This window comes from Verrucosispora sp. ts21, assembly GCF_002879555.1.
GTDB classification, from domain to species: Bacteria; Actinomycetota; Actinomycetes; order Mycobacteriales; family Micromonosporaceae; genus Micromonospora; species Micromonospora gifhornensis.
Window position 1 is genome coordinate 37451 of the sequence record NZ_PNOZ01000027.1, and the last position, 14767, is coordinate 52217.

Sequence of the window (14767 nt, forward strand, 5' to 3'; positions counted from 1 at the left end):
CGGCAGACCCGCCGATCGGCTCTTTTTTGCAGGTGAGCCCGTTCTGAGCTCGTTCGAGGGTCCGCCTGGATGGCTACCGAGGGCTACGATTTGAGGACGTTCCGGTGGCGGTGTACGGGGAAATCCGACCTCCGGCGTGAGACTGCCTGGTGCCCAGAGCAGAGCTACCGGAGGATCAGGGCAATGGACGCAATCGAGGATCCGCCGGCGGTCGACCCGGTCAATCCGTTCTCCCCGACGGCAGTGGCCCGAGTGACCGAGGGCGGTGCGCTCGCCACCACCGTGGTCACGGTGGCCATCCGCGACGCCCTCGCCCACCTGGACAACTACCTGACCACCGGCAACGGTGGGACGGTGGCGGTGGTGGGTGACTACGGCACCGGCAAGACACACCTCGCGGCCGAGTTGCTGGCCCACGCCCGGCGCGGCACCACCGGGACGGTGCAGGCCGTGTACCTCGACGCGCCCGCCGACACCTTCCTGTCGCTGAGCCGACGGTTCCTGGGTCGACTGTCCCGTGAGGCGGTACGCGCCCTGGTCGACGACTACCGAGCGGAGTCGGCCGACGTACCGACAACAGCCGGTGAGCGTACGCAGCTGCTCGCCGAGCGGCTGCGGGTCGAGCTGGCCGAGGTCACCGCCGACCACTCCGTCGGCACGGTGCTGGCGATGCTTGTCGATCCGGCCACCGAGACGGCGGCCTGGGATTGGCTGATGGGTTACCCGCCGGGGCCGGCACTGGTCAGCGCCGGCGTCACCGCGCGGACGGATGTGGAGTCCGGCGCGGTGGAGACGATGGGCGTGCTGGCGCTGCTGCTCGCGCGCCGACACGACCGCTATGTCCTGGTGCTTGACGAACTGGACAAGATCCTGTCCACCGCCGGACGGCCGGGCGACGAGACGTCGGCCCGGTTCTCCCGTCTGATCGGCGTCTTCACCTCGGCGGGCGCGCTGCTGGTGATCGCCGGGCTGCCCGAGTTGCTGCACCTGCTGACCCCGCAGGTGCGCCAGCGGATCGGGCCGATCGTGCGGATGTCCGCGCTCACCGCGCAGGACGTCCGCGACTTCATCCGGCAGAGTCAGCTGCGGGCCTTCGGCCAGGCCAGACTGGCGCCCTTCACGGTGGAGACCACCGAATACCTGACCAACCTGACCGACGGGGTGCCGCGTCGACTGATCCGGCTGTGCTACCACCTCTACCAGCGGGCGATGCAGGACGGCACGCAGGTCACCCACCGCATGGTCCGGGAGGCGGTACGGGTCCAGTTCGATCTGGCCAGCCGGCAGGACGTCGCCGCCGACGTGCGGCGGGTGCTGACCCAGGAGGGCTGGTCGTACCAGCGGGACCACCTGATCGGTTCGCTGCGGGACCTGCCGGTCGACTTCTGGGTGCCGCTGGACGAGCAGGGCGGCGGCTGCTGCGTGCTGCTGACCGAGTCGGTGCTCAAGGCCGAGGAGGTCGACGAGCTCAACCGTCGGGTGGTGGCGATCCGGACGGCCGTGCCGGACAGCGAGGTGATCCTGGTCGTCGTCGGGCATCTGCCGGCGGAGTTCGCCGCGGACCTCACCGAGACGTTCAGTGTGGAACCGATCGTCCACGATCCGCAGACCTTCGCCGAAGACCTGTCCGGCAGCGTCAAGGCGTCGATGCGTCGGTTGGAGCAGACCCTCGGCGCGGACGCGTTGACCTCGGTACGGCAGCGGGTCGAGCGGATCCAGCGTCAACAGACAAACGCCCAGCGCTCGCTGGAACGGCTGTCGTACCAGCTGGACGAGATCCGGGGCGACCTGCGCCCGGATGCGCGGGCATCGACCCGACGCGACACCGTGTCGTCGACGCACCAGGCCGAGACCGGGCTCGCCACTGCCCTGCCGGGCCGGGTGGCCCGGGTCTTCGTCGAGGCGGTGCAGGCGCTGGACCAGCTCACCGGCTTCGAACGCCACCTGCGTGACGCGTTCACCCCGTCCCGACCGGAGCCCGCCCGCCGGTCCGGTGAGGCGGCGCCGCTGCTGCGCTCGGGCCTGCGTTCGCGTGACGTGCAGCGGGCGCTGGGCACCGCCCTGGTGCTGCGCCGGCTGATCGAGGCGTTCCGCGAAGGCGTCGAGCAGTGGTACGTCAACCACCGTCACGCCCCCCATCCGGCCGACCTGCAACGGCTGGACCGGCTCTGTGAGACCTACGACGGGATCGCCGAATACCTGCCGCTGTTCCAACTGGACCTGCTCGACGACCTGGCCCTGCCTGACGGCGGCACCCCGGCCGAGCCGGTCGACCGGTCGCTGAGCTGGTCGGAGGCGCGGTCGATGTTCGACGGGCTCAGTGGCCAGGTACGCCGACAGGTGATCGACAGCTGACCGACGGTTCCGCAGGTGGACGTGCGGGTTCGTCCACGATCTGCGGGGCCCCGGACAGCGTGTGAGGTGCTAGGGCCGGGTGCGGGACAGTTCCCCACCCACCTTCCAGATGGCCTGGTCGGCGTGGCTGACCCAGTCCTGGTCGAGACACACCCCGAAGAGGTACTCGTCCGGGGCGAGAAGGTAGTAGTAGACGGCACCGATCTCCAGGTCGAGCACCAACCGCTCGACCTCGCCCGTGATCGCCCGGCGGAGGTCCCGGCCGACCTGGAGCGCCAGCAGGGACAGGTCCCGGGCCAGCCGCTGGTAGCCGATACGCCTGTCGACCACGGTGGCACCCCGGTTGAAGAACTGTTCGAGATCCGGGTGCGCCAGAATGTCGACCGCCGTGACCTGCTCCCCCAGCCGGTGATGACTGAGGTAGTGCAGGCCCGAGGGGCGCAGTGCCCGGGTGAGGATCGCCTCGCTGTCGCCGACCTCGGTCAGGTGGGACGTGATGTCGCCGTCCGAGGACGACGGGTCGTACGCCTCGGTCTGCCAGCCGCCGGGATTCTGTGACGGCTGTCGGACCAGACCGCGCAGGTCGGTGGCGAGTTTCGCAGCCCTCTGGTCGATCTGACTGGCCGCCGCCGGGTCGACCACGGAGTCGGTGGCCGGGGCGGTGCGCGCGAACCCCACCACGTGTTCCCCGCCGACTGTGGTGTTGCAGAAGACGTAGTCGACCCGGGTCTGCGCGGCCAACCGCACCAGCCCGCCACACTGCAGGTGCCAGACCCGGCGGCTGAGTTCGGCGGCCCGGTACACCAACTGGGCGCCCACCCGGCGGTACGCCTCACGACGCTGGGTCGGGTCGGTGTCGGGTCGACCGGCCGGTGCGGAAATGTGGGCCAGCAGGTCCAGCGAGAAGTCGAGCACGCCGCCGGTGTAGTGCGCGATGTGGTAGACCGCCGGGTCGTCGAGGAGCAACTGTCGGCACAGGTTCCGCTTCTTCCGGAACCCCGGCACGTCCTGCTCGGCGGACTCCTCCACCACCGCATCGATCAGCTGCGGGTCGCTCACCTGGTCACTCCTCAGCTTCTCGGCACGTCGATGTCGGTGTCGGTCAACGCCGCCACACCGCCGTCGTCCGTGCCGTCGCGCCGGGCGACGATCGCGGCGAGGTTGGCGGCGGCGTCGCCGGTGCAGGGGTGACGCCCGCCGAGGAAACGCAGACTGGTCAGGTGCGTCTCCTGCTGCAGGCGTACGGCGTCGGCCAGGTCACCGCGGGCGGCCAGGTGACCGGCCTGGGCCGTCGCCGCGGTCAGCGTCCACGGGTGGGCGTCGCCGAGCCGGGCCCGCAGGGTGCGCATGCCCCGCTCTCCGTCGCGGATGGCGTGGTCGTACTCGCCGGTGCCCCGGTGGCAGATGCCGAGGTTGACCGAGCAGACCGCGGTGAACGGGTGACCGGTCTCCAGCGTCCGCTCGTAGCCCCGCAGACAGCGCATGGCATGTTCGACGGCGGCCCCGGCGTCTCCGGCCCGGTAGTAGTCGACGGCCATGCTGAGCAGGCTGGAACGGGTCAGCGGATGGTCTTCCCCGAAGCGGTCCCGGTAGCCACGAAAGGTCTCGATGCTGCGCTTCTTCGCGGCAAGGGTCAGCCCCAGACGGCGCTCGGTGACCGCGAGGCTGCGGTTGACCCGTAGTTCGTCAAGTTGGGAGGACGACCGCAGCTCGTGCACCCGTTCCAGGGTGCCCCGCAGGGTGGCCAGTGACAGCTCGTACTCGCCGACCTCCCGCTCGAGGGTGCCGACCAGGCATGCTGCTCGCCAGGTCGCCGGCTCGTCCGGGCCGAACAGGCTCATCCACCTGTCGAACAGTTGGTGAGCCAGGCGCAGTGCTTCCCGAGCGTCGCCGGTCAGCTGGAAGGAGATGGCGAGGTTGTTGATCGCCATCCGGGTGTTCGGATGGTCGCCGCCGAGCACTTCGTGGTAGCCGGCGAGGGTGGCCTGGTCCTCCACCAGGGCGTCCTCGAATCGGCCGAGGCCACGCAGGTCACCGCCCCTGCCCCGGCCCGCGATGAGGGTCCGGAAGTGCCGCAGCCCGTAGCGGCGGCGTTGCTCGCTGAGCACCTGTTCGTCGAGGCGCAGCGCCTCCTGCGGCCGGCCCAGCACCCGGTGCAGGTTCGCGGTCTGCACGAACAGGCGCATGGTGAGCTGGTCGAAGTCACCGCCGGCCGCCCACTGGTCACAGGCCTGCTGCGCCAGGCGTACCGCGGACTGCCAGGCGTCGCTGTCGCCGAAGTAGAACAGGTAACGGACCTGTTTGACCACCCAGTGTCGCACCCGGGCGTCGTCGGCGGTCAATGCCCCGGACGGCACGAGATGACGCTGCAGCTCCTCGAAGATCGGCAGGTAGCGGCGGTCGTCGGCCTCCGGGTCGGACGGCGCGTAGCCGGCCAGTCCGTGCAGGACCTGACGGTGTCGTTCGCTCCGCTGCGGCTCGGGTATCGACTCACGGATCAGGAACTGGATGGCCCGGTGCATCCGCAGCGCCGCACCCCGCCCCCAGTCGATGTCGAACAGGGCGAAGCGCGCGCCCACGGCCAGCACCAGGTCGATCTCTCCGGCGGCGAGCAGCAACTCCTCCGGATCGGTGTCGGCTGCCGCGGCGAGTTGGACCAGCATCGGCGTCGAGCGCAGCAGTGGTAGGCCGATGCCCTCCGGGGAGAGGAACGCGGCGATCTCGGCCACCCGGATGGCCAACGCCCCGAACTCGGTGTCCCGCAGGGTGGCCAGGGTGTTGTCCAGCACCCGGGCGACCGTGGAGGTACGCGATCCGGGGATGCGTTCGGTCGGCTCCTCCACCCCCGGTTGGCGCAGGCTGGACAGCAGTTCCTCGACGGACCGGCTGACCGCCACCAGGTTGGGTACGCCCTCGCGTTCCAGCGTCCGGGTGCGCTCCCGGATCCAGGCGGTGGCCAGCCGCAGGGCCAACGGCAGGTGGTCGACCGCAGCAGCGATGGACCGGGCGTCGGCAGAGCTGATGCCGAGCATGCGGCGCAGCATGGTGACGCTCTCGTCGCCGCTGAACGCCGCCACTTCCAGCGGGGAGGGCAGGTTCGAGGAGCCGTCGTCGCGGGAGGTGAACAGGATGTGCCCGGTGCCGGGGCGGGGCAGCAGGCCGGCCAGCACCTCGGCGTCGTCGGCGTTGTCGTAGATCAACAGCCAGCGGGCGATGGTGCTCCTCGGCTCCGACAGGGCGGCCACGGCCGCCTCCGCCGCACCGACGCTGTCCACCACGTTGATCTCCTGAGCCAGCTCGCCCAGGGCTGTCTGCACCGTCTCCCGGTCCTGTGCCGGTATCCACCAGACCACGTCGTAGTCGTAGGCGAAGCGGTGGGCGAACTCCCGGGCGATCTCGCTCTTGCCGACGCCGGCCCCGCCACTGAGAGTCACCGGTCCGCCGCCGTTGGTCAGCTGGTCGCGCAGTCGTTCCAGGTAATCGCTGCGGCCGACGAAGGACCCGTTGCGGGTCGGCAGGTTCGAGCGCAGACGACGTTCTGTCTCGGCCGGGTAGCGCGGGGCCGAGCGCAGGTCGCCGGTGGGCTGGGTGGGTGCGATGAGACCCAACTGGCTCAGCAGCAGAGGCTGGGCGCGGGCGGCGTCGACCTCGCGCAGGTCGATGATCCGGCTGGGATCCAGTTGCTTCGGTGGCTGACCGCCGGTCAGTACCCCGAACACCTCGATGTCGGTGCCGGGCCCGGCCGTCAGGCCGACACCGAGCGCTTTGACCACCCCTGGGGAGAGCAGGGCCAGCACGGTGGCGTCCGCCTCGAACGTCGGTGCGGCGCCACCGCGCAGGGCGTGCGGGTGAACGTGGACGTCGGCCCGTCGCAGCTGCCCTGCGATCCAGTCGGCGTACGGCCGCTCGGGCGGCTCGTACAGCACATGGATTTCGTCCGCGCTCTCCGCCCGTTCCAGCAACACACCCCGGCGGTAGCGGCGGCGGATCCGCTCGGGCACCTCGGCCACCCGGGTCACCGCGCCACCGCTGATCCAGGAGGCCATCTGTTCGTACGCCGACAGCAGGCTGCTCTGGTCGCCAGGGCTGTCGGCCAGCACCGCCAACACGTCGTCGTAGGTGTCGTAGGTCGGCTCGGGCACCTCCACGATCTCGACGGAGGAGTTCGGTGCGTTGCCGGACTCGTCGAGCAGCTTCGCGAACGCCTTGCGGACCGGGTCGCGGGCCTCGCCGTACCACGGTTGGCTGACGTCGCGCAGGGTGGGAGCGGCGAGGATGCGGATGCCGCCGGTGGCCTGCCGATGCAACTGCTCGGCGAGGTCGGCGGCCTGTTGCACGGCGGGACGGCGAGGCGGGATCGAGACCACCGCGACGTCGCTGAGCATGGCGGCGTAGCTGACCCCCGGCATGGTGAGATCCACCGGGGTGTCGATCAGGACGTAGTCGTAGCCGGCCCGACGCAGCAGCAGCCGGGTCTGTACCGGGTCGACCTTGGGCAGGCCGTCGACCTCCAGGCTCACCCCGACCAGGGCGAAACCGAAGCTCGTGCCGGGGATGGCGTACCGGTAGAGGAGGCCCTGCTCCGGCGCGGACGGGCCACTCAGCGCCGAGGTGCGGTGGGCCGGCGCGTCCGGGTGCGGACTGGTCAACGCGGCCAGCTCCGCGCCGAGCACCCCGGCGCTGACGAGGGCGTCGACCCGGAAGGAACGCAGGTAGTCGTAGACCCGGGGGGTCTTGGTGCACCAGTCGACCGCGAGGACCCGCTTGCCGTTCGAGGCCAGGATCCAGGCGATGTTGGCCACCGCGCTGCTGCGCCCGGAGTTGCCGCTGGTGGGCGACACGAAGGACACGATGGTGCAGTGGGCCGCCGGCTCCCCCGCGCCCACGGCGGCGGTCAGGCCGCCCTGCTGCTCAGTCGTCGCCATCGATCGCACTGTTCCAGCCTGCGTACTGGTCGCCTGCGGCGGCGCTGCGACGTTGCAGGCGATGCAGCGCGGCCAGCAGCACCTGAGAGGGCACGCCCTCCAGCGCGGCCAGGTCCACATCGGTGAGATCGATCAGATCGGAGCGCAACACGTCCTCCCCGGTGTCCAACCCGATCACCGCCTGTCTGCGTATCGCACAATGATCGTGTCGCCTCGAAGCCGGACATAGATCGTTGGCCAGATCCGCTGCGTACGCCCATGATAACGGTACGGCGTCGAGACCAGGGGTGACCGCTGCGCCACCCGAGGCCGGCGGCGGACCGTCTCGGACGACATCCTTCACCGTCCGTCGATCCGCTGGCAACCCGGCCAGCGCCGCCCATCGATGTATGCTGGTGGCATCGACGGCGGCCCTCCGGCCGCCGCCCGCTTTGGAGCCCTCTGATGCCCGAATCAGTCGACGGGCACCGGCCAGCCGGTGATTCGGCGGCCCGCCGCGCCCCGCCGGTGGCCTTCCACCAGTTCGTGCTCAAGTTGCACAGTCGCTGCGACCTGGCCTGCGACCACTGCTACGTCTACACGATGGCCGACCAGCGGTGGCGGGATCTGCCCCGGATCATGTCGCCCGGGGTGCTCGACGCGACCGCGCGCCGCATCGGCGAACATGCCCGCGCGCACCGGCTCGACACCGTCTCGGTGATCCTGCACGGTGGCGAACCGCTGCTGGCCGGGCCGGCGCGGATCGAGGGCGCCGTGTCGGCCATCCGACAGGGCGTCGCGCCGGTGCCGACCCGGATGACGGTGCAGACCAACGGCACCCGGCTGGACGAGGCGTACCTGCGGCTGTTCGACCGGCTCGACGTGCGAATCAGCCTCAGTCTCGACGGTGACCAGGCCGCCCACGACCGGCACCGGCGCGGGCACGACGGGCGCGGCAGCCACGACCGGGTCGAGGCGGCGATCCGCCGGCTCACCACCGGCTATCCGCACCTGTTCAACGGTCTGCTGTGCACCGTCGACCTGCGCAACGATCCGGTGACCACGTACCGCAGCCTGCTGGCGCACCGGCCACCGACGATGGACTTCCTGCTGCCGCACGGCACCTGGAGCACTCCCCCACCCGGGCGGGTTCCGCAGCCGCGCCCGACCCCGTACGCGGACTGGCTGATCACGGTCTTCGAGCAGTGGTACCACGCGGACGGGCCACCGGTACGGATCCGTCTCTTCGACGAGATCATCCAGGTGCTGCTCGGTGGCACCTCCCGACTCGCCGGGGTGGGCACCAGCCCCGCCGCGGTGGCGGTGGTGCAGACCGACGGTGCCATCGAGATGGACGACACGCTCGCCGCCGCGCACAGCGGTGCCGCCCGCACCGGGCTGCACGTGCTGCGGGACCAGTTCGACGACGCGCTGGACCTGCCGGCGGTCCGCGCGCAGCAGGCCGGGGCGGCGGCCCTCTGTGCCACCTGCCAGGCCTGCGAGCTGCGTCAGGTGTGCGGCGGCGGGTTGCGCACCCACCGTTGGCGAGCCGACACCGGCTTCGACAATCCGTCGGTCTACTGCCCTGACCTGTACGCCCTGATCGACCACATCGGGCGCACGATACGACGGGACCTCGCGGTGCTGTCCGGGGCGGTCCGGTGATCCCCGGCGAGCATCGGCTGCCCCGGGCGGTCCTCGACGAGTTGGCCGCCGGGCGCGGCGGCGCGGACGCGGTGGCCCGGTTGCGGGCCGCCCAGCACAGCAAGTCGATGCTGCTGGTCCGGGCGATCATCGCGCTGCTGCGCGAGCGAGGGCATCCCGACCGGGCCGCGATCGAGGCGGCCTATCGGCTGCTTGCCGGGCTGCGGCCCGAGCAGCGGGCCGCGGCACTCGGGCATCCACCGGTCGCCGCCTGGGCGTTCGGCACCGCGGCGCTGCTCGACGGGGACGGCGCGGCGCAGGCGTACCCCGGGCTGCTGGCGGCGGTGGCGGCCACCGCCGCCGTACGCGCGGGAATGGAGGCCGACCTCGACGTGCCACTCGCGGACGGCGCGGCCGGCCGGTTGGATCTGCCCGGCCTGGGCACGGCGACGTTGCCGGACGCCGCCACCCGCGCCCGGATCCGGGTCAGCCGTGGACACGCCTGGGCGTACGGCGCGGGCGAGCGGGTCGAGATCGGTGCCGGCTCGACCGACAGGTGCTGGCGGCCGGTGCCCCGGCTGGATCTGGCCCACCACGGGCTGCGGTTGTCCCTGCTGCTGGACACCCGCAGTTGGCGGCATGTGCCGGGGATCGGCACGGGTCACCGCATCGGCGGCGGGTTGACCGACGCGTGGCGGGCGCGCCTGGACGAGGCGTGGCGGCTGCTGGTCGAGCACCATCGACCGGTCGCCGAGGAACTGTCCGGCGCGTTACGCGCGCTGGTGCCGGTCCCCTCGCCCGGCGCCGGCAGCCGCAGCGGCACCTTCCATCACGCCTTCGGGGCGGTGGCCATGTCGCTGCCACCGGACGCCCCGTCCGCCGCCGTCGTGCTGGCCCACGAGATCCAGCACGCCAAACTGGCCGCGCTCAACGACATGTTCGCCCTGGTGGAACCAGGCCCGCCAGAGCTGTTCTACGCGCCGTGGCGCACCGACCCCCGGCCGTTGGAGGGCCTGCTGCACGGGGTGTACGCCCATCTGGGGGTGGCGGGTTTCTGGCGTCGGCAGGTGCGGGTGAGCGTCGACGGTGCGGCGCGGTACCGGGCCGAGGTCGAGTTCGCCAGGTGGAGTCGGGCCGCCGACGACACCGTACGGGTGCTGGCCGCGCAGCGGCGACTGACCCCGGTGGGCCGGCACCTGGTCGACGGGATGGCCGCCGTGCTGGCCGATTGGGTGGCGGAGCCGGTCAGCCCGCCGGCCGCGCAGCGGGCCCACCGGCTGCTCGCCGAGCATCGCGAGCGGTGGGGCCGACGTCGTGCACCGACCGGCTGACAACGCGTATCGCTGAACTCCACTACGCTGTGTCCATGGGGGAGGGTAACGACAGGCCGGCGAGCCGTGAGTGCTTCGTGATCGCACCGATCGGCCCGGAGGGCTCGGACACTCGCAAACGCAGCGACCAGATCCTCAATCACGTCATCCGCCCGGTGGTCGAGGAGCGCGGCTACGTCGCGGTACGTGGCGACGAGATCGAACGCTCCGGCATGATCACCTCGCAGGTGCTCGACCGGATCATCCTGAACGACCTGGTCATCGCCGACCTCACCGACCAGAATGCCAACGTCTTCTACGAGTTGGCCGTCCGGCACGCGCTGCGCAAGCCGTTCGTGCAGTTGCTGGCGAAGGACCAACAGCTGCCCTTCGACGTGCACGGCATGCGGGTGATCAGCGTCGACCACACCGATCTGGACAGCGTGCACCAGGCCAAGAAGCAGCTCGGTCGGGCCATCGACGCCTTCGGCGAGGGCGACGACATCGTCACCCCGATATCGATCGCCCTCGCCCTTCAGGAGTTGCGCGGCTCGACCAGCCCACGTGAGGCCGGCCTGTCGCAGATCGTCGAGACGTTGCCGCAGATGATGGACATCCTCCAGGACGTGCAGCGCCACCTGGGCACCGGCGGTTTCAGCGAGGGGCCGGCCGACGACGACAACCGCCGGCTGCGCATCCTGGTCGATTCGCTGGCCACCCGGGGCGCGGTGACTGCCGACGAGCTGAGCGGGCTGCTCGGCGGCGGCAACGGCCGCTTCGAACGCTGGGTCGAGGCCCTCATCCAGCGGGTCGGCCGGACCAACAACCACCGGCCCGGCTGAGCCGCCGCCGGGTCGGTCGACCCGCGCCTGTCAACTCGACATGACGCGGGCGTGCAGGTCGGTGACGTACCCGTAGACGTCGGCCTTGGCGAGTTCCTTGCTGAAGATCTATGCATGACGATCTCGACGGCAGGTCGTCCCGGTAACGCGGGCATCACCGGCCGACCGGTCGGCGATCTCACCGGGCGGCGCGACTGCGGCGGGCGGTGATGTAGCGGCGGATCTTCTCCGCGGTGCCGCAGTCGTCCATGCTGCACCAGCGGCGGCTGCGGTTCTTGCTCTCGTCGTAGAAGAGGAACCGGCAGCCGCCGCAGCCCTTGATCCGGTCCAGTTGGCCCGCGGTGAGCAGGTGGACGGCCGCGTGCACGACCGGTCGCAGCGGCCGGGCGAGGGTGTCGTCGGCGTGCCAGGTCCACCCGTAGGCGCGGTCGCGTTCGAGTCGTGCGTGGCGCAGCGCGTCTGCTTCGTCGTCTCGCAGCCGGGTCAGCGCGGACACGCTCGGGTCCCGGCCGGTGGCCAGCGCCCGGAACACCTGGTCGAGGTCGTCGCGGATGCGCAGCGCCTGCCCGAAGGTCGCCTCGGCGCCGTCCGGATCGTCACGAGAGCGTCGGCGCAGCGCTGCGGCCTGCGCCGGGGTGAGCGTGCCCGCGTACACGCCCCAGGCGACCAGGTCGGGGTAGCCGGTGAAGGTGTCGTCGTCCGGTGCTCCGGTGGGTGGACCGGAGCGGGTGTTGACGAAGTCCAGCGCGAGGTTGCCGCCCACCAGGCGCATCCGCGTGACGTCCTCGGGTGTTTCCATCGAAATCCACTTTACCAGTTGACCCATCGACAAGCGGCGCTTAGTTTCCTCCATAGCGGATTTAGGGAGTAACAACGGGGAGGGTCGGATGAGGCGCAGTCGGGCAGTGGGAGCGTTGATCGGCCTGTCCGGGGGGACGTTCCTCTACACCACCGCCGAGGCGCTGCCCATCGGACTGTTGCTGCCCATGGCCGCCGACCTGGCCGTCACACCGCCGCAGGTCGGCCTGCTCGTCACCGTCTACGGCGCGGTGGTGATGGTCGCCTCGGTCCCGTTGACGGCGTTGGTCCGGACGGTCCCCCGCCGACGGTTGCTGTCGGCCCTGCTGGCCGGCTTCGTCCTCAGCACCGCCATCACGGTGGTGGCGGACGATCTCCCGCTGCTTTTGGCGGCCAGGATGGCGACCGCCGCCACGCACGCGTTGTTCTGGGCGGTCGTGGTGCCGGCGGCGGCCGAACTGTTTCCGCCTCGACTACGCGGGCGGGTGGTCGCGGTCGTCTTCGCCGGCGGCACCGTCGCGCTGGCGCTCGGCGTACCCGCGGGGACCTGGCTGGGTGAACGGGCCGGCTGGCGGATCTCGTTCCTGGCGGTCGCCGCGCTCGGTGCGGTCGTGCTCGCCACGGTGGCCGCGCTGCTGCCCTCGACGCGGCCGGACCAGGGGCATGCCGCTCGCGGCGCGACGCCCGACGCCGGACGCTTCTGGTTGTTGGTGGCGGTGGCCGTCCTCGCGACCGCCGGCGCCATCGCCGCCTACACCTATGTCGCCCTCTTCGTCACCGAGGTGGCCGGCTTCTCCGCCGCATCCGTCGGGGCCATCCTGCTGGTGCGCGGAATCGCCAGCGTCCTCGGCATCCTCGCCGTCGCCACGGTGGTGGACCGTGGCCCGTGGTCGGTGCTGGCCGCGACCGTCGCGTTGCAGTCGGGGTCGCTGCTGGCCCTCTACGCCTTCGGTCACCGACCGGCGGTGGCCGTCGGCCTGATCGCGGTGGCCGGGCTCGCTTTCGCCGCGTTCACCGCCGCCCTCGGCGGCCTGGTGCTCCAGGTGGCGCCCGGGCGGTCCGACCTGGCCGCCGCCACCGTCTCCGCCGCGGTCAACGTCGGCATCACCGCCGGAGCCCTGATCGGCGGTCTCGCCCTGCCGGGCCACGGCGTACGCAGCACGGTGCTGATCGGCGCTCTGCTCGGCGTGGTCGCTGCGGTGCTGGCCGTCGGCGAACGACGCCTCCGTCCCGTCGCCACGACAGAGCACCGACGGCCCGACGAGAAGCCTTCCGACGCCCCGGCGCGGTCCGAGCGCGTGTCCTGACGCCCCCTCAGGTCAGCGCGGCACGCCCGTGTTGCGGTGGACGTCCGCGGGGATCTCGACAGCGAGGGTGGTCACGGCGGGCAGCGGCGGGGCGGGCATCAGTGGCGCGTCGCGGCCGGTGCCGTGCCGCCCGTCGCCGCGGGAGGTCTCCTCGTGGTAGTCCTGCTCCACGTTGACCGACCAGACGTCGTGGCCGGCGTCGCGCACGATGTTCTCGACTGTCAGCATCGCCGTCAGCATCGAGTGGTCCTGGTTGTTGTAGCGGTGCATGCCGTTGCGCCCGACGGGGTGCACATTCGGCACCTCGCGGGCCAGCCACTGCCGGATCACGTCGACGTTGCGCTGATAGCGCTCGTCGTAGACCGGGTACGCCTTCGGCATCCGCACCACGTAGCCGGCCTCGACCACCCCGGGCCGGACCAGTCCCAGCGTCTCCAACTCCCGGGTCGCGGCGACGATCAGGTCGGCGTCGGGCGTACGCCAGGTCTCGTCGTCCACCGACACGAAATACTCCAGACCGAGGCAGGTACGACCGTCCTTGACCAGGTACGGCGACCAGGAGCCGAAGTTCTGGATGCGGCCCGCCTTCACGTCCGGGTCGTGCACGTAGATCCAGTTGTCGGGGAAGGAGAACTCCGCCGGCACGACAAGCGCCACGGTGAGGAAGTCCCGGTAGCGCAGATCCTCGGCGGCGGCGAGAACCTGTGCCGGCGGGGCCGGACGCAGCGCCGCCACCAGTTCCGAGATGGGCATCGAGGAGATGACGTGGTCGGCCGGCTCGGTGCGTCGGCCGTCCACGCCGTCGACGGTCACCGAGGTCGCCCGCCGCTGCTGCGGGTCGCGGTGCACGGCGGTGACCCAGGTGCCGGTCTGCACCGTGCCGCCGTGTCGCCGTACCTGCTCGGCGCAGCGTTCCCACATCATGCCCGGCCCCAGCTTCGGGTACTGGAACTCCTCGATCAGGCTTGTCACGTCGGTGCGGTTACGTTTCGGCAGCACCGCGTTGCGGACCGCCTTGGCCAGCGACAGGTTCTTGATCCGCTGCGCCGCCCAGTCCGCCTGCAGTTGGTCGGCAGGCATGCCCCAGACCTTCTCGGTGTACGTCTTGAAGAAGATCGAATACAGCCGCCAACCGAACCGGGCCGACACCCACCCCTCGAAGTGCGACTGGTCCCTCGGTGGCCGCAACCGGGCCCGGGCGTACGACGCCATGCACCGGGCCGCTTCCCACAGGCCGAGGTTGCGCAGCGCGTTGCCGGCGTTGAGCGGGTAGTCGTAGAGCGCTCCCCGGTAGTAGATGCGGCTCATCCGGGGGCGCAGCAGGAAGTCCTCGTCCGGCAGGATCTCGTGCCAGAAGTCCTCGACCCGGGACACCTTCGTGAAGAACCGGTGCCCGCCGATGTCGAAGCGCCAGCCGTCGCGTTCCACGGTCCGGCTGATGCCCCCGACCACCCCGTCGGCCTCGAAGACCCGCACCGGCGCGCCGTGGCGGAGCAGTTCGTACGCCGCGGTCAGTCCCGCCGGACCCGCACCGATCACCACGGTGCCGTGCTCGTCACCCATGACCCTCGCCACCTCACGTCCCCCGACCGACCCGGCCGGTTACC

Annotated in this window: 10 protein-coding genes; 5 read left to right on the forward strand and 5 right to left on the reverse strand. The window is 71.2% G+C overall.

All coding sequences use genetic code 11. From position 1 onward, the window contains the following. The first annotated feature begins 183 nt into the window (after positions 1-183). On the forward strand, positions 184-2355 hold the full coding sequence (locus C1A38_RS14130) for an AAA family ATPase (protein ID WP_102658289.1): 2172 nt from the start codon (positions 184-186) through the stop codon (positions 2353-2355). Between the two features lie 69 nt (positions 2356-2424). On the opposite strand, the gene C1A38_RS14135 is transcribed toward C1A38_RS14130, so the two are convergent. The 3 genes from C1A38_RS14135 to fxsA are packed head-to-tail and all read right to left on the reverse strand — an operon-like array spanning position 2425 to position 7458. After that, on the reverse strand, positions 2425-3414 hold the full coding sequence (locus C1A38_RS14135) for a hypothetical protein (RefSeq protein ID WP_102658290.1): 990 nt from the start codon (positions 3412-3414) through the stop codon (positions 2425-2427). An 11-nt stretch (positions 3415-3425) separates the two neighbouring features. Next, positions 3426-7280: an FxSxx-COOH system tetratricopeptide repeat protein gene (fxsT, locus tag C1A38_RS14140; RefSeq protein WP_102658291.1), complete on the reverse strand. Its 3855-nt coding sequence runs from the start codon at positions 7278-7280 to the stop codon at positions 3426-3428. After that, positions 7267-7458, reverse strand: coding sequence for an FxSxx-COOH cyclophane-containing RiPP peptide (fxsA, locus tag C1A38_RS31160; RefSeq protein ID WP_158244897.1), 192 nt, complete (start codon positions 7456-7458; stop codon positions 7267-7269). The genes fxsT and fxsA overlap by 14 nt, the downstream gene beginning before the upstream one ends. Before the next feature lie 266 nt (positions 7459-7724). Between fxsA and C1A38_RS14150 the strand changes: the two genes are divergently transcribed. Genes C1A38_RS14150 through C1A38_RS14160 form a run of 3 tightly spaced genes read left to right on the forward strand, consistent with a single transcriptional unit; the run spans position 7725 to position 11055 of the window. Further along, positions 7725-8924 carry an FxsB family cyclophane-forming radical SAM/SPASM peptide maturase gene (locus C1A38_RS14150; RefSeq protein WP_102658293.1) on the forward strand — a complete coding sequence of 400 codons (1200 nt, stop codon included), beginning with the start codon at positions 7725-7727 and terminating at the stop codon, positions 8922-8924. Next, entirely contained in the window at positions 8921-10234 is a 1314-nt protein-coding gene (locus C1A38_RS14155; RefSeq protein ID WP_102658294.1) for an HEXXH motif domain-containing protein, read from the forward strand. Before C1A38_RS14150 ends, C1A38_RS14155 begins: the two co-directional genes overlap by 4 nt. Before the next feature lie 35 nt (positions 10235-10269). Further along, the gene (locus C1A38_RS14160) at positions 10270-11055 is read left to right on the forward strand and encodes a hypothetical protein (protein WP_146017550.1); all 786 of its coding nucleotides are present in this window, start codon (positions 10270-10272) and stop codon (positions 11053-11055) included. Positions 11056-11233: 178 nt separating this feature from the next. On the opposite strand, the gene C1A38_RS14165 is transcribed toward C1A38_RS14160, so the two are convergent. Continuing rightward, positions 11234-11854, reverse strand: coding sequence for a CGNR zinc finger domain-containing protein (locus C1A38_RS14165; RefSeq protein WP_158244898.1), 621 nt, complete (start codon positions 11852-11854; stop codon positions 11234-11236). An 88-nt stretch (positions 11855-11942) separates the two neighbouring features. On the opposite strand from C1A38_RS14165, the gene C1A38_RS14170 reads away from it, so the two are divergent. Beyond that, on the forward strand, positions 11943-13160 hold the full coding sequence (locus C1A38_RS14170) for an MFS transporter (RefSeq protein WP_102658297.1): 1218 nt from the start codon (positions 11943-11945) through the stop codon (positions 13158-13160). A 12-nt stretch (positions 13161-13172) separates the two neighbouring features. Here the strand turns inward: C1A38_RS14170 and C1A38_RS14175 are convergent, their stop codons facing one another. Further along, positions 13173-14723 carry an NAD(P)/FAD-dependent oxidoreductase gene (locus C1A38_RS14175; RefSeq protein ID WP_102658298.1) on the reverse strand — a complete coding sequence of 517 codons (1551 nt, stop codon included), beginning with the start codon at positions 14721-14723 and terminating at the stop codon, positions 13173-13175. Positions 14724-14767: the final 44 nt, after the last annotated feature.

Bases quoted from the DNA above. Each gene is read 5' to 3' on its own strand.
- C1A38_RS14130 (WP_102658289.1), top strand. From the start codon at position 184: ATGGACGCAATCGAGGATCCGCCGGCGGTCGACCCGGTCAATCCGTTC.
- fxsT (WP_102658291.1), bottom strand. From the start codon at position 7,280: ATGGCGACGACTGAGCAGCAGGGCGGCCTGACCGCCGCCGTGGGCGCG.
- C1A38_RS14150 (WP_102658293.1), top strand. From the start codon at position 7,725: ATGCCCGAATCAGTCGACGGGCACCGGCCAGCCGGTGATTCGGCGGCC.
- C1A38_RS14160 (WP_146017550.1), top strand. From the start codon at position 10,270: ATGGGGGAGGGTAACGACAGGCCGGCGAGCCGTGAGTGCTTCGTGATC.
- C1A38_RS14165 (WP_158244898.1), bottom strand. From the start codon at position 11,854: ATGGAAACACCCGAGGACGTCACGCGGATGCGCCTGGTGGGCGGCAAC.
- C1A38_RS14170 (WP_102658297.1), top strand. From the start codon at position 11,943: ATGAGGCGCAGTCGGGCAGTGGGAGCGTTGATCGGCCTGTCCGGGGGG.
- C1A38_RS14175 (WP_102658298.1), bottom strand. From the start codon at position 14,723: ATGGGTGACGAGCACGGCACCGTGGTGATCGGTGCGGGTCCGGCGGGA.